Consider the following 17,844-nt stretch of genomic DNA (forward strand, 5'->3'; position numbering starts at 1 on the left):
CCGTTGTCCGTGATTGGGTCAGCCCTCCTCCGGGCCACCGTTCTCCTTGTCGTCCGCCTGGTCCGCGGCACCGGCGTTCTCGGCGCTCTCGGCCTTCTTGTCGGCCTTGACCGTCTGCGCGCCCGGCTGCGGTTCGGCGACGGCCACCCGCGCGGGGCGGATGGTGCGTTCGCCGATGCGATACCCCGGCTGGAGGATCGCGACGCAGGTCGTCTCGGTGACGTCCGGGGCGTAGGAGTGCATCAGGGCCTCGTGGATCGTCGGGTCGAAGGGCTCGCCCTCCTTGCCGAACTGCTGCAGGCCCATCTTCGCCACGGTCGTCTCCAGCGACTCGGCGACCGACTTGAAGCCGCCGACCAGCTCGCCGTGCTCCCGCGCCCGGCCGATGTCGTCGAGCACGGGAAGGAGTTCGGTCAGCAGGTTCGCGACCGCCATCTCCTTGACCGCGACCCGGTCGCGCTCGACCCGGCGGCGGTAGTTCTGGAACTCGGCCTGGAGCCGCTGCAGGTCCGCGGTGCGCTCGTTGAGCGCGGTGCGCACCTGGTCCAGCTGAGCCACCAGGGCCGCGTTCTGGCCCGTGTCCCCGGCCGGGGCCGCCGCCTCCTCCTCCGCGGAGGGGGTGGGGGCGGCCTGCGGCTCGGCGTCCTCGGAAGCGGCGCCGGAGGGGACCTCGGGCTGCGGCTGCTGCGGCTGCCGGGGCTGCTGCTGCTCGTCGAAGCCCGGGTTCTCCTCCGTCACGCGGCACCGTCCTTCCGGTCGTCGTCGACGATCTCGGCGTCGACGACGTCGTCGTCGGCCTTGGTCTCACCGGCACCGGCCGAGGCGCCGCCCGCCGCCTGCGCGGCCTGGGCGTCGGCGTACATGGCCTGGCCCAGCTTCTGGGAGACGGCCGCGACCTTCTCCGTGGCGGTGCGGATCTCGGCGGTGTCGTCGCCCTTGAGCTTCTCCTTCAGCTCGGCGACGGCCGCCTCGACCTCGGTCTTGATCTCGCCGGGGACCTTGTCCTGGTTGTCGGCCAGGAACTTCTCGGTCTGGTAGACCAGCTGCTCGCCCTGGTTGCGGGTCTCGGCGGCCTCGCGGCGCTTGTGGTCCTCCTCCGCGTAGCGCTCGGCCTCCTCGCGCATGCGGTCGACCTCTTCCTTCGGGAGCGAGGAGCCGCCGGTGACGGTCATCTTCTGCTCCTTGCCGGTGCCGAGGTCCTTCGCCGTGACATGCATGATGCCGTTGGCGTCGATGTCGAAGGAGACCTCGATCTGCGGGACGCCGCGCGGCGCCGGCGGCAGACCGGTCAGCTCGAACATGCCGAGCTTCTTGTTGTACGCCGCGATCTCGCGCTCGCCCTGGTAGACCTGGATCTGCACGGACGGCTGGTTGTCCTCGGCCGTCGTGAAGATCTCGGAGCGCTTGGTCGGGATCGTGGTGTTGCGCTCGATCAGCTTGGTCATGATGCCGCCCTTGGTCTCGATGCCGAGGGACAGCGGGGTGACGTCCAGCAGCAGGACGTCCTTGACCTCGCCCTTGAGGACACCGGCCTGGAGCGCGGCGCCGATGGAGACGACCTCGTCCGGGTTGACGCCCTTGTTGGCCTCCTTGCCGCCGGTCAGCTCCTTGACCAGGTCGGCGACGGCGGGCATACGGGTCGAGCCACCGACCAGGACGACGTGGTCGATCTCGCTGACGGAGATGCCGGCGTCCTTGATCACGTTGTTGAACGGGGTCTTGCAGCGCTCGAGCAGGTCCGCGGTCAGCTGCTGGAACTGGGCACGGGTGAGCTTCTCGTCGAGGTGCAGCGGGCCCTCGGCCGAGGCGGTGATGTAGGGCAGGTTGATCGAGGTCTCGGTGGACGAGGACAGCTCGATCTTCGCCTTCTCGGCGGCCTCGCGCAGACGCTGCAGCGCCATCTTGTCCTTGGACAGGTCCACGCCGTGGCCCGACTGGAACTGCTTGACCAGGTAGTCGACGATGCGCTGGTCCCAGTCGTCACCACCGAGGTGGTTGTCACCGTTGGTGGCCTTCACCTCGACCACACCGTCGCCGATCTCCAGCAGGGAGACGTCGAAGGTACCGCCACCGAGGTCGAAGACGAGGATGGTCTGGTCGTCCTTGTCGAGGCCGTAGGCCAGTGCGGCGGCCGTCGGCTCGTTGACGATGCGCAGCACGTTCAGACCGGCGATCTCACCGGCCTCCTTGGTCGCCTGGCGCTCGGCGTCGTTGAAGTACGCCGGGACGGTGATGACCGCGTCGGTCACCTTCTCGCCCAGGTACGCCTCGGCGTCCCGCTTCAGCTTCTGCAGCACGAAGGCGCTGATCTGCTGCGGGTTGAAGTCCTTGCCGTCCAGGTTGATCTTCCAGTCGGTGCCCATGTGGCGCTTGACCGACCGGATGGTCCTGTCGACGTTGGTCACGGCCTGGCGCTTGGCCACCTCACCGACCAGCACCTCACCGTTCTTGGCGAAGGCGACGACGGAAGGCGTGGTCCTGGCGCCCTCGGCGTTGGTGATGACGGTGGGCTCGCCGCCCTCCAGAACGCTGACGACGGAGTTAGTCGTGCCCAGGTCGATGCCGACCGCACGTGCCATTTCGATTCCTCCAGCTGACTTGAGTGGAACGGACTCAAGCATGCCTGACACCGGGAGGCCGGGTCAACAGACCTGAGTCGCTCAGACTCAACTCTTATCTGTTCATTACACGCAACGATCCTCTGACCTGGGAGGATGCGGCCGGGGATCGGCTATGGGCTCCGAAAAGGAAGTTGACGCGCAAGGCGCCGGGCCCGTGCGGGCGGCTCCTCGGACGACCGGCTGCGCGGCACACCGGGTGCCCGGCGCAGGCGCCCGCGGGGCGGGTCGGCGACCGGGCCGACCGAGCGGGGGCGGGGAGCGGTGGCGGTGACCGGGGATCGCCCCGGCTGCCCGGGCCGCCCGGGTCGCCCCGCCTGGGACCGGCCGCGGGGACCGGCTCCCTTCACTGCTCCGGATCCGGCTGCGGGTCCGGCTCCGGGTCCGGCTCCGGCCGCCGTACGGCCGTAGGACCCCTTCACGGCCCTTCCGGCCGCCCCGGCCGGCGTTCTCACCGTCGCCGTCGCCCTTGCCGTCGCCCTTGCCGTCGCCCTTGCCGTTGCCGTTGTCCGTGACGCCGCCGTCCCGGCATGCGTCCGTACCGTCGCCCTCACCGTCGTCCGGGCCGATTCCGGCGCCGCCGTCGACACCGGAACCCGCACCAGTGCGAGGACCACCACCACGGTAACCGCCGCCACCCAGCGCACGCCTCCCTGGGAGGCATGGCCCGCGTGGGTGAGCACCGCGACCGTGACACCGGCGAGCGCGCCGGCGCCCAGCAGTACGGTAGCGGCGCGCGGGGCGAGCCCGAGGCGCCGCAGACGGTGGGCGAGATGGTCCGGGCGGCCGCGCGGCAGGGGCCTGCGGGCCAGGCACCGCGACAGCACCACCAGGACGGCGTCCGCGCACACCACCGCGGTCAGCGCGAACAGCACCCAGGCGCTCGCGTCCAGCCCGTGCCCGGCGCGCACGAACACCGCCGCCGAGGCGAGCAGAAACCCGGCGAACAGCGCCCCGCCCGCGCCCAGCGCGACCCGGGCCGGATGCCAGTTGTGCATGAGGAAGCCGGTGAGCGCCGCGGCCAGCACGCTCAGCAGCACCGCGACCCCGTCCATCAGCTCCACGGCCGCGCAGGCCGCCACCCCGAACGCGGTCACCACCGCCACGCTCCCGGCCAGCCCGTCGGCGTGGTCGAGCCCCCGGAAGGCCACGGTGACGCAGGCGATCCACCCCGCGGCCAGCAGCCCGGCCCACGGCCCGGTCTCCGCGTACGGAACGACGACCAGCGCGGCCGGCGCCGTACCGGCGAGCGGCACCCACCAGCGCAGCCGGCAGTGGTCCACGAGCAGCCCGAGCGCGCCGACCCAGACCCCGGCCACCAGCATCCGTCCGGCCCCGCTGCCGAGCGGTGCGACCCCCGTCCAGTCACCGACACCGGTGACCAGGGCGGTGACCAGCAGGACGGCGATTCCCCCGGACAGCGGAACCGCCCGCTGCCGCCGCCGGCCCACGGCGCCGAGGCGCAGGGCGGGCCCGCGCAGCGCCGCCGCGAGCAGGGCGGAGAGCAGCAGAGCGGTGATGGCGACGACGATCCCGTAGAGCACGGATATAAGTTAGGGGCGTATGTACAGATTTGGCGTGAATAACACGATCGGAAGCGAGGTGCCATCACGGACACCCCGTTCGGCGCTGCCGCCCGTCCCCCGTCCGGCGCAATAGCTCCCCTCAGGGCCATACCGCCGGCCGTGTCGCCGGAGGCCGCGGGAGCCGTGCCGCCGGGCGCCATGTCAGGCAACCCTCAGCGATTCAGATCACCCCGTACCCGGCTACAGTGCGGCCGAAGATAGGGGTAATCTCGAACGGACTGCATAAGTTACCGCTTAGTAATACCGCCCCTTCGCAACCCTCGCAGGCCCGAGGAGCCCCCAATGCAACTCGCCGCGATCATCGTGTCGCTGGTCCTGATCGTGGTCGGCGTGGCACTGTTCGGCCGCGCTGTCCTGCAGATCGTCAACCACATGCGGATGGGCCAGCCGATTCCGGCCGGAACCCGCACCGACCAGCCCGCGCAGCGCACCCTCACCGTGGCACGTGAGTTCCTCGGCCACACCCGGATGAACCGCTGGGGCATCGTCGGCGTCGCGCACTGGTTCGTGGCGGTGGGCTTCTTCACCCTGCTGCTGACGATCGTCAACGCGATCGGTCAGCTCTTCCAGGCCGACTGGATCCTGCCGGTCCTCGGCGACTGGGCCCCGTACAACGTCTTCGTCGAGTTCATCGGCACGATGACCGTGCTCGGCATCCTGACCCTGATCGTCATCCGGCAGCTGAGCCACCCGCGCAAGCCGGGCCGCAAGTCCCGCTTCGCCGGCTCCAGCTTCGGCCAGGCGTACTTCGTCGAGGGCGTCATCCTGATCGTCGGCGTCTGCATCTTCATGCTGCACGCCCTCGAGGGCGCCCTGCACCACGTCGACGGCTACGAGGCCTCCTTCTTCATCTCGTACCCGGTCGTCGCCGCCCTGCAGGACCTGGACGTCCCCACGCTGCAGAACCTGGTCTACTTCTTCGCCGGCCTGAAGATCGCCACCTCCTTCATCTGGATGATCACGGTCGCGCTGAAGCAGGACATGGGCATCGCCTGGCACCGCTTCCTGGCCTTCCCGAACATCTGGTTCAAGCGCAACGCCGACGGCTCCACCTCGCTCGGCGCGCTGCTGCCGATGACCAGCGGCGGCAAGCCGATCGACTTCACCGACCCCGGTGAGGACGACGTCTTCGGCGTCTCCCAGGTCGAGCACTTCTCCTGGAAGGGCCTGCTGGACTTCTCCACCTGCACCGAGTGCGGCCGCTGCCAGTCGCAGTGCCCGGCCTGGAACACCGGCAAGCCCCTCTCCCCCAAGCTGCTGATCATGTCCCTGCGGGACAACGCCCACGCCAAGGCCCCCTACCTGCTGGCCGGCGGCGGCAAGACCATGGAGGGCGAGGAGAAGGCGACGAAGGAGCAGCTGGCCGGCGTGCCCGCCGCCGCCCTCGCCGAGGCCGAGCGCCCGCTGATCGGCACCGCCGAGGAGAACGGCGTCATCGACCCCGACGTGCTGTGGTCCTGCACCACCTGCGGCGCCTGCGTGGAGCAGTGCCCGGTGGACATCGAGCACATCGACCACATCGTCGACATGCGCCGCTACCAGGTCATGATCGAGTCCGCGTTCCCGTCCGAGGCGGGCACGATGCTCAAGAACCTGGAGAAGAAGGGCAACCCCTGGGGCCTGGCCAAGAAGCAGCGCCTGGAGTGGCTCAAGGAGGTCGACTTCGAGGTCCCCATCGTCGGCAAGGACATCGAGGACCTCTCCGAGGTCGAGTACCTGTACTGGGTCGGCTGCGCCGGCGCCCTGGAGGACCGCGCCAAGAAGACCACCAAGGCCTTCGCCGAGCTGCTGCACATCGCGGGCGTCAAGTTCGCGATCATGGGCGGCGACGAGAAGTGCACCGGTGACTCCGCCCGCCGCCTGGGCAACGAGCCCCTCTTCCAGGAACTCGGCATGGAGAACGTCGCCGCGCTGAACACGGCGTTCGGCGAGGAGATGGACGACGAGGGCAACGTCACGCCCGAGTCGAAGAAGCCGAAGTCGGCCAAGAAGATCGTCGCCACCTGCCCGCACTGCCTGAACACCCTGGGCAACGAGTACCCCCAGCTCGGCGGCGACTACGAGGTCATCCACCACACCCAGCTGCTGCAGCACCTCGTCGACGAGGGCAAGCTGATCCCGGTGACCCCGGTCGAGGGCATCATCACCTACCACGACCCCTGCTACCTGGGCCGCCACAACAAGATCTACACGCCCCCGCGCGAGATCATCTCCAGCGTCCCCGGCATCCGCAACGAGGAGATGCACCGCCACAAGGAACGCGGCTTCTGCTGCGGCGCCGGCGGCGCCCGGATGTGGATGGAGGAGCGCATCGGCAAGCGCATCAACAACGAGCGCGTCGACGAGGCCCTCTCCCTCGACCCGGACATCGTCTCCACCGCCTGCCCGTTCTGCCTGGTCATGCTCACCGACTCGGTCAACGGCAAGAAGAACGAGGGCAAGGCCAAGGAATCCGTCCAGGTCGTCGACGTCGCCCAGCTGCTGCTGGAGTCCGTCAAGACCCCGGCCGACCCCGAAGGCTCCGCCGAGACCGAGAGCGAGCCGGAGCCGGAGCCGGTGAAGTGACCGTCGCGGTCGGCGGGCGCGGGGCCGGCTGAGGCCGGCCGAGCTCGCTGAGCCGTCTGCGACCACACGCGAACGAAGGGCCGCCCGTCCCCCGGGCGGCCCTTCGCCGTACACCTGGCTCGTACGGACGGCCTTCCCCGTACAGCGGGCCCTCTCCCGCGCGGCCGGGCACGACCTGCCTCCCGCCCTCTCTCCCCCCTACGGATGACCGCCTCCCGCGAAGCACTACCCGGGACGGACCGGCGCACTACCGGGGACGGACACCGGGCCTGACGACCCCTTAGGGGATGTCACAGCTCGGCCGCAAAGGGGCCCGCAAAACCGGGGGCCGGACACGCGACCTTCCGCGACCAGGTACGTTCGAAGACGTGGCTGGATTCAGGATCGGACGCGGCCGGAACAACAACGGCGCTCCCAACGCGCACCCGCAACACCCCCCGTACGGACAGCAGACGCCGCAGGGGCCGTCGTACGGCTACCCGCAACCGCCTCAGCCGTACCCGCCGCAGCCGTCGTACGGCAGCGGCCCCGGCGGGCCGGGCGGCAGCCCCTGGCCGAGCCCGCACGGCCCCGGCCGGGGCCCTCACGGCGGCCCCGGGGGCGGCCACGGCGAGCCCGAGTACTTCGGCGACGGCGCCTACCCGCCCGGCGCCCCGCACGACCCGTACGCGGCCAACAACCCCGGGCACACCCAGGCCTTCTCCATCGACGACCCCTACGTCCAGGGCGACACCTACCAGGCCCCGCCCCCCGGCCCCGTGGGCCCGCGTCTGCACTGGAAGGACCTCCTCAAGGGCGTCGTCCTGTCCCCGGCCCAGACCTTCCTCCAGATGCGGGACTACACGATGTGGGGCCCCGCCCTCATCGTCACCTTCATCTACGGCCTGATCGCCGTCTTCGGCTTCGACGGCGCCCGCGAGGACGCGATCAACGCGACCCTCTCGAACGCCGTCCCGATCGTCCTGACGACGGCCGTGGCGATGGTGATCAGCTCCTTCATCCTGGGCGTGGTCACCCACACCCTGGCCCGCCAGCTCGGCGGCAACGGCGCCTGGCAGCCGACGGTCGGCCTCTCCATGCTGATCATGTCCCTGACCGACGCGCCCCGTCTGCTGGTCGCCATGTTCCTCGGCGGCGACGCGCCCTTCGTGCAGATCCTCGGCTGGGCCACCTGGGTCGCGGCCGGCGCCCTGCTCACGATGATGGTCAGCCGCTCCCACGACCTGCCCTGGCCGAAGGCCCTGGGCGCCTCCGCGATCCAGCTGATCGCCCTCCTGTCGATCGTGAAGCTGGGCACGTTCTAGAACGCCCTCGGGGCCACCGGGCCTCCGGCCGCACACGCAGAAGGGGCTTCCTCCCGGAAGCCCCTTCTCTCTGCCCTCAGCCCCTGCACGGGACCGTCTCTCAGGCGTCGAGCACCTGCCCCGCCCGCCTGACCACGGGCGGCTGGACGGACCACGGGAAGTCGATCCAGTCGTCCGTGCGCTTCCAGACGTACTCGCACTTCACCAGGGACTGCGTCTTCTCGTAGACGACGGCGCTGCGGACCTCGGCGACAGCGTCCAGGCAGAAGTCGCGGACCAGCTTGAGCGTCTTGCCCGTGTCGGCGACGTCGTCCGCGATCAGCACCTTCTTGTCGGTGAAGTCGATGGCGTTCGGGACGGGCGCCAGCATGACCGGCATCTCGAGCGTCGTCCCGACACCCGTATAGAACTCCACGTTGACCAGGTGGATGTTCTTGCAGTCGAGGGCGTAGGCGAGGCCGCCGGCGACGAAGACACCGCCGCGGGCGATGGAGAGCACTATGTCCGGCTGGTAGCCGTCGTCCGCGATGGCCTGTGCGAGTTCGCGCACCGCCACGCCGAACTGCTCGTAGGTGAGATTCTCCCGTGCGTCGCTCATGCCGCTCAAACCTGGGTCCGGTGGAAGTTGAGGTAGGACCGCGAGGCGGTGGGGCCGCGCTGTCCCTGGTACCGCGAGCCGTAGCGCTCACTGCCGTAGGGGAACTCGGCGGGCGAGCTGAGCCGGAACATGCACAGCTGGCCGATCTTCATGCCGGGCCACAGCTTGATCGGGAGCGTGGCGAGGTTCGACAGCTCCAGGGTGACGTGACCGGAGAACCCGGGGTCGATGAAGCCGGCGGTGGAGTGCGTCACCAGCCCGAGCCGGCCGAGCGAGCTCTTCCCCTCGAGGCGGGAGGCCAGATCGTCGGGGAGCGTGATCACCTCGTACGTCGAGGCCAGCACGAACTCACCGGGGTGCAGGATGAACGGCTCGTCGCCCTCCGGCTCCACCAGACGCGTCAGGTCGGCCTGCTCGACGGAGGGGTCGATGTGCGGGTACCGGTGGTTCTCGAACACCCGGAAGTACCGGTCCAGCCGCACGTCGATGCTCGACGGCTGCACCATGGATTCGTCGTAGGGATCGATGCGTACCCGCCCGGCATCGATCTCGGCCCGGATGTCCTTGTCTGAGAGAAGCACGCCCCGAGAATACGCAAGGCGCGCGGACCGGCCACAACCGCACCGTCCCGCGCGCCCACGTCCCTGTGCTCCGGCACCCTCCTCGGTCACCGGACGCTTACATCCCGCTGCATCCCGTGCCGCTCACTGCTGCTCCGCGGCCGTCTCTGCCCACTGATGCCTACTGCTGCCTGCCGCTGCCTACTGCTGCTTCTGCAGCGCGACCGGCACGACGCTGCGGAGCCGCGCACAGCGCGGACAGCGCAGCAGCCGGCCCGGGCCGAGTCGCTCGGCCTGCTGCATCGGGAACGAGGCGGCGGTGAACACGTGCCCATCGGCACAGCGGACGACGGTGCGCTCCATCAAGTCCAAGAGTCCCTTCCCCAGAGGCGCGTCTGGCTGACTGCCGTGACGACAAAAGCCACATTACGGGATCAAAGAGACGCCCCTCCAGGCGGCACTCCGCACGCTCACGCCCCCCTCACCGTACGCCCCAACTCGTACCCCTCGCAGCCTCATCCATCCCCTGAAACACAGTCAGGCCCCTGGGCTTGGACACCGGGGGCCTGGCATGAGGTAAAGTGGACGAGCGTCCGGACACCGATCACGGTCGGCGTTCTGGATCTTGCGCGGGTGTAGTTTAATGGTAGAACATCAGCTTCCCAAGCTGAGAGCGCGAGTTCGATTCTCGTCACCCGCTCCATACGAAACCCCAGGTCAGCGGCCTGGGGTTTGTTTTGACCAGGCAATTTGGGGGTTCCGCGCCTCCGCGTGCCGTAAGTCGAGCCAAAAGGTCGTCTCACGCGCGCCTTCAGGCGCCACTCTGGACGCGCCAGCCCCTTGGATACCCCCGTTCACCGGGCTGAGCCCGCGGCAGTTCGGCAAGCTGATCACCGCGCTGCGGCGTGAGGGTGCGGACCCGGTTCGCAAGGGCCGGCCCTGGAGCCTGCCGCTGGAGGACCGGGTGCTGCTGGTTGCCGCGTACTGGCGGACGAATCTGACCCTGCGGCAACTGGCGCCACTCGGACGATGTGGATCACGGGACGCCGCGTGGCGCGGAAGGCGGACGCGACCTGGCGGATTTGAGGAAGGACCTCGGTCGTTCCGGCGATGCCGTGCGGCGCCTCCGACAGGAAGTCCCGCTGGACGTCGATGGTGATGAGGGCCGACGACGCGAACCGCGGCGCTGTGTAGGGGTCCTCGTAGATCCGATCGATACTCACGACTGGCTCCCTCGTTGACCGTGCTCAGCATGCAGGAGTCCTCGACCGTGATGCTCGCAAAGTCGATGGAGCTCCTGGTCAGTTCCTCGAGCAGTGCCGCCGGTTGTCGGGTGAGCTCGGGGCACTTCTCCGTAGTCCAGGCCAGGGCTATGCGGGTACGAGGTCTCCCAGGGCTTCGCGAAGGGCGGTACCTACGACGCGCCCTGCCACAGCGACCTGCCGTAGCTCTTCCCCTTTCATGTAGCGGTAGCTCTGCGGAGGGTGGAAGGCTCCGGCAGAGCGCAGTGCGCTGAGGGTCACGGGCTCAGCAAATGAGAGCGGATCCTCCAACGTGAGGCCACTCGCCTGGGTCGCGCCGCTCATGTAGGCGTCGTACTCACGTCGGGTGATTCCCGTCCGTCCACTGTGAGCCGACCACACCTCCTGGGGGGAGGCCACATGGATCGAGGAGATGCGCGCCATGCCCACCAGAGCCATGGTGGGCGCGGTCGCGTAGAGCAGGACCGGGGTTCCGGGCGGCGCGGCGACGCGCTGGCGGCGGACCTCCACCGTCTTGCTGCCCGCCAGGATCGCGGTGGCGAAGCGTGGGTGGACGGACAGCAGCATCGCGCGTTCCGGATCGTTCACGTCGTTCTGTGCCCCTCTTGGTAGACCGCCTGGAACAGCTCGTTACTGATCTTCGACAGGGAGATCAGCGACAACGGTAGTCCCAGCTTCTTCGCCAGGGAGGTCAATCGTCGCAGCGTCACCGCCCTCGGGAAGATCTCGGTGTCCGAGAACCTCAACGCCATGGCACGACCGGAGGCATCGGCAGCTTCTTGAACCTCGGCTCGACCATATACGCCCAAGTGTTCGAATTTGGAGAAGAGGGCGTCAGGCGTGTCGATGAGCACCTCGTCGAGTCGCGAACTGCCCACCACCATCTGCCCTTCGCCGGGGGAGTTCCCCTCGCTGACGTACCACAGCAAGCGCGCCGGAACGCTCTCTCCGCGGCGGCTCGAGGAGCGGTAGTAGACGTGCTCCCTGCTGATGCCCAGGACGTCACTGCGCGGCATGAGCATGGCGGGCACGTTGAACAGCTCAGTCGACCAGCGCGGCTTGATGGGCACCAGGAAGGACGGCAGCTGGGAGTCGATGACCTTCGCCGGCCACCACGCACGCTCCACCATGGACGCGACCTCGGCGGGCATGTCAGCACGGAGCGAGGTCGTATCGACAGTCAGCTCGCGGGCGAGCCCGCCGGCCACAGCCTCCACCTCGGCTGCCGTCCCGCACGCGTTCACAAGGAGAGCGACGAGCCTGCCGTCATGCTCGAAGAACCCGTCGTCTCCAGCCGCAGATCTGGCGGCCTCGGAGGGATGCGGATCGTTGATGCGGATGATCTCGGCACCGCAGTCCCGGCCGAGTCGCTTGATCAGGAAGAGGAGCTGCCGGGCAAGAGTCTGTTCCAGCGGGTGGCCGGCTGTGCGGAGGACGGGGACGATGAGGGTTCGTCCGTCCGATGCCCACGCATAAAGGGCGACCGGACGTCCCTGACCGTCCCGGAGCAGCTCACGGTGCCAGGCGACCGTGTCCCCGTTCAGCGACCGCAGCCGCTCGGCGAAGGCCGATCCGTCGTCGCCACCCGACTGGTGGAAGAAGACGACCAGTTCATCCTCCGCACCCGGCGCCACTTCCCCAGACCGGAACTCCGTGCCCATCAAATCAGCCGGGCGGTACATCTGGGCCTGTCGCAACTCGTCCACATGCAGCGTCACGGTCGAAGGTGAGACCACCCGGACACGGGCGACCTCCCAGGCCACATCGGCCAGTCGGGAGAGCAGTGGATCGCGCGTCGCAAGGGCCTGCAGGCCAGCGCACGACGTCTCAGCCACATATCGCAAGCGGGACCGAAGCTCGGCGTCATCGGTCAGGTCGGGCATGGCATGACCGACCGCTTGGATGAGTTCGCGGCTTCGCTCGTCGACGGCTGACAGGTCCGGGGAGAGCTTGCGCAGACCGGTCAGTGCCGCCCGCTGGTGCCGACGCTCGGCCGTGTCCGAGAGATCCCGGATCTCATGGACCAGCTGGGGCGTGTATGCGAGTTCCACGAGGTCAGCCATCCAGCCGGCTTCCAGTGCACGGGATTCCTCCGCGCCGTCCGGGTTGGCGAGGCCGCGAAGATCGGCGAAGACTCCGTGGTCGACCGTGACCACTAGGAGAGCGTCGCTCTCCATCTCCGTGAACAGGTCCGGATGGCCGAGGTCCAGCCACCAGCCGTCCAGGATCTCACCGTCACGGCCACGGCCTCGCACCTCGCCGTCCGGGACGAAACCGAGGCTCCTCCACATCCCACTCAGGTTGTAGTCCCGTCGGCACTTGGCCTTGATCCCGAGCCGCTGTGGGTACCGCTTCTTGATGCCCTCCACCAGCCGACGGGCGATGCCCCGGCCACGCTGTTCCTCCGCCACACACAGGTGTGCGAGCCGAATACGCGCACTCCTCTTCGGCAGTCCGAACAGCGCGTAGCCGAGGACCTCGTCCCCTTCGACAGCGACGAGAAGGCCGCCGTCCTCCGCTGCTTTCCGGTAAGCCGGAGGTGTGAGAAGCCCCAGCGTCTTGGTGTAGCGATCACCCAGGGCTATGGCCTTGTCGATCAGCTCGTCCTGCACGGGCGAAACAGACACTAACTTGATCGCCATCGCTCCCCTCCGGTTGGGCCGGTCACCTCCGGCGCAACTCCCCTGCGGTAGGCATGCAGGAGAAGCTGAGCTCATTCAGAGACCGCCCCTCAAGGGAGCACAGGGGGCGCACAGTACTCCGGACAATGTCCCAACCGCCGTACAGCCAAGCGCATCACTCGGGACAAGGCCCTCAGTCCGCCGATGAGGACGGCGTTGCGGGAAGAGGGCTGCAGTCTTGCCGGTCAGTCCGTCGTGCCGGTCGCTCGGTACTGCTGTTGCTCTCGGCCCGGGTCCGTGCGTCCGTCGCGGCTGTCGTCGTCGGGCCCCGGAAGCGGGTCCGCTGTACGCGTCCGCGAGGACGTTGGCGACGCTCTCGGCCTCTGTCTGGAGATCCTTGAACTCCTTGGCCGTCTTGCGTACGAAGTCCTTGGTGACGGCGGCGTTGACGCCCTTCCAACGGGCTCGGTCCGACTTCTTCGTCAAGCCGTCCCGGGCATCGGTCGCAAGCTCGGCCAGGTCGTCGGCCATCTTTCGCCAATCGGACGCAGCCGTGCCCAGCTTGGTGAGGTCCAAGGCCATGAGATCCGAATACGAGAAGTTGCTCATGGCGCTTCCTACTTGAAGTAGTCGTTCAACGCCGAGACGGGGAGCGTTCCCGTACGGCCACTGATCTCGGCGGCGATTCTGGCGTCTTCCTGCCCGTGCAGCTTCTTGCTGTAGTCCAGATGGTTGGAGATGTGCGCGCAGGCCTGCAGCACATGCTTCACCTGCGAAGTCCAGATCTCGACAGTCGACTCCAGTTCCGAACCGAGGGCGAGATTACGGCTCTTGAGCTCCGAGGCCGCTTGCATGGTGGTCCCGGACCCGTTGTCGTCCGCGCCCATTCCGGCTATATCGGACTTCTTTCTCAGCTCGCTGTGGAGAACGAACGCCTCATGGCCGACAGCGCCGAGGTCGTCCTGGTAGACCACGAGGTCCGCGTCACCTGCAGCTGTCGGTCCAGCCTGATTCAGTTGCATTCGGGCAGCCCGACCGTCCAACGCCGCAGCCCTGACCTTCTCCCACTCTTCCCAAGTCAATTCGTTCCCCCGTGTCGCTCCCACAGCTGCGTGGGGTTTGCAGCAGTCACTGCACTTCGCGGGTGCGAGGTTATCAACCACCTGTGTGGAGCGGACAGTTGAGCTTGTCACACCTCTTGAGGACATGGAATGACGGCGGGAAGGCTCGCGCATCAGGACACGGCAGTGCCCGTGTTCCCTTTTGTGATGAAGCAGCAGCTCACACACCCCGAGGGGCCGGATCTTTCTGTGGTTCTTTCTAGCCGTCCAGGTCCTGTTCCTGATCTGGATCATTGCGGGTCTGGCGAACAGCAGCAGCGCGGCGGACGACTGCCGGGGACTGACGGGTGAGGACCTGGAGCTGTGCAAGGACGCAGGCGATCTCGGCACCGCCCTCGGGGCGAGCCTCGTCGTCGCCCTGTGGGCGGCGGCCGACGTGATCCTCGGGTTCTCGTACCTGATCTACCGGCTCGCCAGTCGCCGTGCATGAAAGCGTGTGGCCCCGCACCGGTTATGCGGGTGCAGGGCCACACGCAGCAGGGATTGACGGACCGTCAGGCCAGTTCGTGTTCCTCCGCAGGCCGACGGGACGCCTCCGGCTCGGGCGCATCCGCCCGCGGCCGGGACAGGGGCCCCGGCCACCAGAAGTGGCGGCGGAGGTCCAGGGCGAGGGCCGGGACCAGGACCGTGCGGACGAGGAACGTGTCCAGGAGGACGCCGATGCCGACGAGGACGCCCATCTGGGCCATGGTCACCAGGGGCAGGCCCGCGAAGACCGCGAAGGTGGCGGCGAGGACGATGCCGGCGGAGGTGATGACGCCGCCGGTGCTGGTCAGGCCCTCCAGGACGCCGCGGGTGTGGCCGAGGCGGGCCGTCTCCTCCTTCACGCGGTGCATGAGGAAGATGTTGTAGTCGATGCCCAGGGCGACCAGGAAGACGAAGCCCATGAGGGGGATCGACCAGTCGACACCGCCGTGGTCCAGGACGTGCTCGAAGATCAGGTTCGAGGCGCCGAGGGCGGCGACGTAGGACAGGACCACCGTGGCCAGCAGCAGGATCGGGGCGACCAGGGCGCGCAGCAGCCAGATCAGCACGGCCAGGACGACCAGCAGCACGATCGGGATGACCGTGGTCAGGTCGCGGTCGGCGGCACGCTGGGTGTCGAGGCTCTCGGCGGTGGTGCCGCCGACCAGGGCGTCCGCGCCGTCCACCCGGTGCACGGCCTCGCGCAGGTCGTCGATGGTGTCCTTGGCGGCCTGGCTGTCGGGGGCGTCCTTCAGTACGACGGAGAGCATGGTGAGTTCGCCGTCGGGGGTGCGGTCCGCCTGCTGTTCGACGCGGGCGACGCCGTCGACCTCGGTGGCCGCCTCGCGGACCTCGCCGGCGCGGTCGGTGGCGGTGATGATCTGGGCGGGGTCGGAGGCGCCGGACGGGTAGTGGGCGGAGATGCGCTCCTGGGCGACGACCGACTCGGGCTTGTCCTGGAACAGCTCCTCCTGGGTCAGGCCCATGGAGATGCCCGCGGTGCTGAGGGCGAGGACGCCGGTGACGGCGACGGTCGAGAGCCAGGACCAGCGGGGGTGCCGGGCCACGGCCGTGGCGATGCGGGACCAGACGGTGCGCTCCTTGCGGGCCGGGGTGCCGGCGCGCGGCACGAAGGGCCAGAACACCCAGCGGCCGGTGATGCTGAGCAGCGCCGGGAGCGCGGTGATCATCGCCAGGTAGCCGCAGACGACGCCGATCGCGCCGACCAGGCCCAGCGAGCGCGAGGAGTTGATGTCGGCGAAGGCCAGGCAGGCCAGGCCGACGGCGATGGTGGAGGCGGAGGCGAGGATCGCCGGGCCGGAGCGGGACACCGCGATCCGCATGGCCTCGTGCCGGTTCTCGTGGCGGTGCAGCTCCTCGCGATAGCGGGCGATGAGGAGCAGCGCGTAGTCGGTGCCGACGCCGAAGACGAGCACCATGAGCACACCGGCGCTCTGCGGGTCGACCGGCAGGCCGGTGTGCTTGGCGAGCAGGTAGGTGGCGGACTGGGTGAGGACGGCGGCGAAGCCGACCGACAGCAGGGGCAGCAGCCACAGGAACGGGCTGCGGTAGGTGATCAGCAGCAGCACGGTCACCACAGCGGCGGTGGCGATCAGCAGCGTGGAGTCGAGGCCGTCGAAGACGGCGACGGTGTCGGTGAGGGAGCCGGCCGGGCCGCCGACGGCGACCTCGACGCCCGGCGGGGCGTTGGCGCCGGCGATGTCGCGCAGTTCCTCGATGGTGTCGGTGATCTCGTCCTCGGCGTCCAGCGGCACCACGGTCATCAGGGCCTTGCCGTCGTCGGACGGCATCGGCGGCGAGACCTGCTCGCCGTCCGCCACGTACGGCGCGAAGGCGCCGCGGTCGGCGGCGGCCTTCTGCTCGGCGCCCTCGCCGGTGTAGACGACCACGGCGGGCATGACCGTGTCCGTACGGAACTTCTCCAGCTCGGTGTTGACCTGCGCGGACTCGGCGCCGCGCGGCAGGAAGGCGTTGGCGCTGGTGTCCTCGACCTCGCCGAGTTTTCCGGCAAGGGGTCCGAGGGCGACGGCCGCGATCAGCCAGGCCGCCAGGACGATCCTGCCCAGCAGGGGGTTTGCCCAGCCGCGCCGCGCGCCGGGTGTGCGGGCGGCGCGTTTCAGCAGCGCTTGCATGAGTAGTCTCCTTCGTGGAAGCGCGCCGCCGCCGGCCGCCGAGGCGGCCGGTGCAGGGCGCACGGGACCGGCACCACGGCGCTTGAGGTGTGACGGCCTGCCGTGGCGTTCGGGATGGATGTGTCCTCGGGTGTGCTCTCCGGTACGGCCGGGAGTGGGCGCTCCCGGCCGTATACCGGCCGTACACCCGCATACGGGCCTGGAATCATCCGTACACCCGCAGGAGGGCCAGGAATTCGGTGGCCCGGAGGGGTACGCGGGGTACGGAGTACGCGGGGTACGGGGTACGCGGGGTACGGGGTACGCGGGGTCGCTATTCGATCTCGCGCATCATCTTCTCCATCGAGCCGACGGCCCGCCGGGTCTGCATCAGCTCCTCCAGGGTGTGCCGCTGCTCCTCGACGGACCGGCGCTGCAACTCCACCGTGTCCTCGAGGAGTTGGGCGTACTTGGTGGCCAGTTCCTTGTACTGCTCCTCGCGCGCGGCCAGCATCCGGGCCCGCCAGGTGGCGGCGACCTGCCAGACGATCACGATGAGCAGGGTGAAGAACCCGGCCGCACCGACGGCACCGACCAGGACCCCCCACTCGTCCGCTCCGGCGGCGAGCGTCACCAGTTCTGCATTCACTTCGCTTCCTCTTTCGCGGTCCGGTCAGCGGTCTCGGTGATCGTCGCGGCCGCTCGGGCGATGACGTGCGGTGACAACTCGTAGAAGAAGGGAGCGACTTCGAAGTACTTCATCGCCTTGCCGTCCTCCGCGAGTTCCAGCGTGCCGACGACCAGTCCGGCGGCCTCCAGCCGCTGGAGGTGCATGTGCAGCAACGGCCGGCCCATGCCGATCTGGCGGGCCAGGGCGCTGACGTAGTTCCTGCCCTCCATCAGCGCCGCGACGATCCGCATGCGGTGCGGGTTGCCTAGATGAATGAGTCCAAGGGATCGCCTGCGGACATGAGACGAGGGCGTCCAACGTCGATGTGTGACGAACGACCTG

General features: G+C 68.9%; 16 protein-coding genes, 1 tRNA gene and 1 pseudogene. 4 read left to right on the forward strand and 14 right to left on the reverse strand.

The genetic code is table 11. The features are described from left to right. Positions 1-18: 18 nt before the first annotated feature. The 3 genes from grpE to ABD198_RS21185 all read right to left on the reverse strand — a co-directional run bounded on the left by grpE (position 19) and on the right by ABD198_RS21185 (position 4,162). A complete protein-coding gene (gene grpE / locus ABD198_RS21175) occupies positions 19-738 on the reverse strand; it encodes a nucleotide exchange factor GrpE (protein ID WP_344004256.1) in 720 nt (239 codons plus the stop codon). After that, positions 735-2,579, reverse strand: a complete 1,845-nt coding sequence (gene dnaK, locus ABD198_RS21180; RefSeq protein WP_344004259.1) for a molecular chaperone DnaK — start codon at positions 2,577-2,579, stop codon at positions 735-737. The genes grpE and dnaK overlap by 4 nt, the downstream gene beginning before the upstream one ends. 152 nt (positions 2,580-2,731) lie before the next feature. Next, on the reverse strand, positions 2,732-4,162 hold the full coding sequence (locus tag ABD198_RS21185) for an MraY family glycosyltransferase (protein WP_425580520.1): 1,431 nt from the start codon (positions 4,160-4,162) through the stop codon (positions 2,732-2,734). Between the two features lie 324 nt (positions 4,163-4,486). On the opposite strand from ABD198_RS21185, the gene ABD198_RS21190 reads away from it, so the two are divergent. Then, positions 4,487-6,769 (forward strand): (Fe-S)-binding protein, encoded by a 2,283-nt coding sequence (locus ABD198_RS21190; RefSeq protein ID WP_344004262.1) that lies wholly within the window; start codon positions 4,487-4,489, stop codon positions 6,767-6,769. 287 nt (positions 6,770-7,056) lie between these two features. Next, positions 7,057-8,073: a Yip1 family protein gene (locus ABD198_RS21195; protein ID WP_344004264.1), complete on the forward strand. Its 1,017-nt coding sequence runs from the start codon at positions 7,057-7,059 to the stop codon at positions 8,071-8,073. A 100-nt stretch (positions 8,074-8,173) separates the two neighbouring features. Here ABD198_RS21195 and ABD198_RS21200 read toward each other — a convergent pair whose 3' ends face one another. The 3 genes from ABD198_RS21200 to ABD198_RS21210 form a co-directional block, all read right to left on the reverse strand. Beyond that, entirely contained in the window at positions 8,174-8,671 is a 498-nt protein-coding gene (locus tag ABD198_RS21200; protein WP_344004267.1) for a phosphoribosyltransferase, read from the reverse strand. A gap of 5 nt (positions 8,672-8,676) precedes the next feature. Continuing rightward, the gene (dcd, locus tag ABD198_RS21205) at positions 8,677-9,252 is read right to left on the reverse strand and encodes a dCTP deaminase (protein WP_247470169.1); all 576 of its coding nucleotides are present in this window, start codon (positions 9,250-9,252) and stop codon (positions 8,677-8,679) included. Positions 9,253-9,432: 180 nt separating this feature from the next. Next, on the reverse strand, positions 9,433-9,603 hold the full coding sequence (locus ABD198_RS21210; protein WP_344004296.1) for a hypothetical protein: 171 nt from the start codon (positions 9,601-9,603) through the stop codon (positions 9,433-9,435). A 257-nt stretch (positions 9,604-9,860) separates the two neighbouring features. On the opposite strand from ABD198_RS21210, the gene ABD198_RS21215 reads away from it, so the two are divergent. Continuing rightward, positions 9,861-9,934 (forward strand) — tRNA-Gly (locus ABD198_RS21215). 45 nt (positions 9,935-9,979) lie between these two features. Continuing rightward, positions 9,980-10,240, forward strand: a pseudogene (locus ABD198_RS30910) (helix-turn-helix domain-containing protein); the annotation flags it as partial. Here ABD198_RS30910 and ABD198_RS30770 read toward each other — a convergent pair. From ABD198_RS30770 to ABD198_RS21250, 8 genes are all read right to left on the reverse strand, one after another. Beyond that, complete coding sequence (locus tag ABD198_RS30770; RefSeq protein WP_486388894.1) at positions 10,122-10,454, reverse strand: isochorismatase family protein; 333 nt, start codon at positions 10,452-10,454, stop codon at positions 10,122-10,124. The pseudogene ABD198_RS30910 and the gene ABD198_RS30770 sit on opposite strands and share 119 nt — an antisense overlap. A 147-nt stretch (positions 10,455-10,601) precedes the next feature. Further along, the gene (locus tag ABD198_RS21220) at positions 10,602-11,081 is read right to left on the reverse strand and encodes an ASCH domain-containing protein (protein ID WP_344004274.1); all 480 of its coding nucleotides are present in this window, start codon (positions 11,079-11,081) and stop codon (positions 10,602-10,604) included. Further along, complete coding sequence (locus ABD198_RS21225; RefSeq protein ID WP_344004277.1) at positions 11,078-13,135, reverse strand: GNAT family N-acetyltransferase; 2,058 nt, start codon at positions 13,133-13,135, stop codon at positions 11,078-11,080. The genes ABD198_RS21220 and ABD198_RS21225 overlap by 4 nt, the downstream gene beginning before the upstream one ends. A 75-nt stretch (positions 13,136-13,210) precedes the next feature. Beyond that, a complete protein-coding gene (locus ABD198_RS21230) occupies positions 13,211-13,723 on the reverse strand; it encodes a hypothetical protein (RefSeq protein WP_344004280.1) in 513 nt (170 codons plus the stop codon). 8 nt (positions 13,724-13,731) lie between these two features. Continuing rightward, positions 13,732-14,088, reverse strand: a complete 357-nt coding sequence (locus ABD198_RS21235) for a hypothetical protein (RefSeq protein WP_344004283.1) — start codon at positions 14,086-14,088, stop codon at positions 13,732-13,734. Positions 14,089-14,729: 641 nt separating this feature from the next. Continuing rightward, complete coding sequence (locus ABD198_RS21240; protein WP_344004286.1) at positions 14,730-16,853, reverse strand: MMPL family transporter; 2,124 nt, start codon at positions 16,851-16,853, stop codon at positions 14,730-14,732. A 313-nt stretch (positions 16,854-17,166) separates the two neighbouring features. Continuing rightward, positions 17,167-17,481, reverse strand: a complete 315-nt coding sequence (locus ABD198_RS21245; protein WP_344004289.1) for a hypothetical protein — start codon at positions 17,479-17,481, stop codon at positions 17,167-17,169. Then, positions 17,478-17,777, reverse strand: a complete 300-nt coding sequence (locus tag ABD198_RS21250; RefSeq protein WP_344004293.1) for an ArsR/SmtB family transcription factor — start codon at positions 17,775-17,777, stop codon at positions 17,478-17,480. Before ABD198_RS21250 ends, ABD198_RS21245 begins: the two co-directional genes overlap by 4 nt. Between the last annotated feature and the right edge of the window lie 67 nt (positions 17,778-17,844).

This window comes from Streptomyces thermocarboxydovorans (genome assembly GCF_039524635.1).
GTDB lineage: Bacteria > Actinomycetota > Actinomycetes > Streptomycetales > Streptomycetaceae > Streptomyces > Streptomyces thermocarboxydovorans.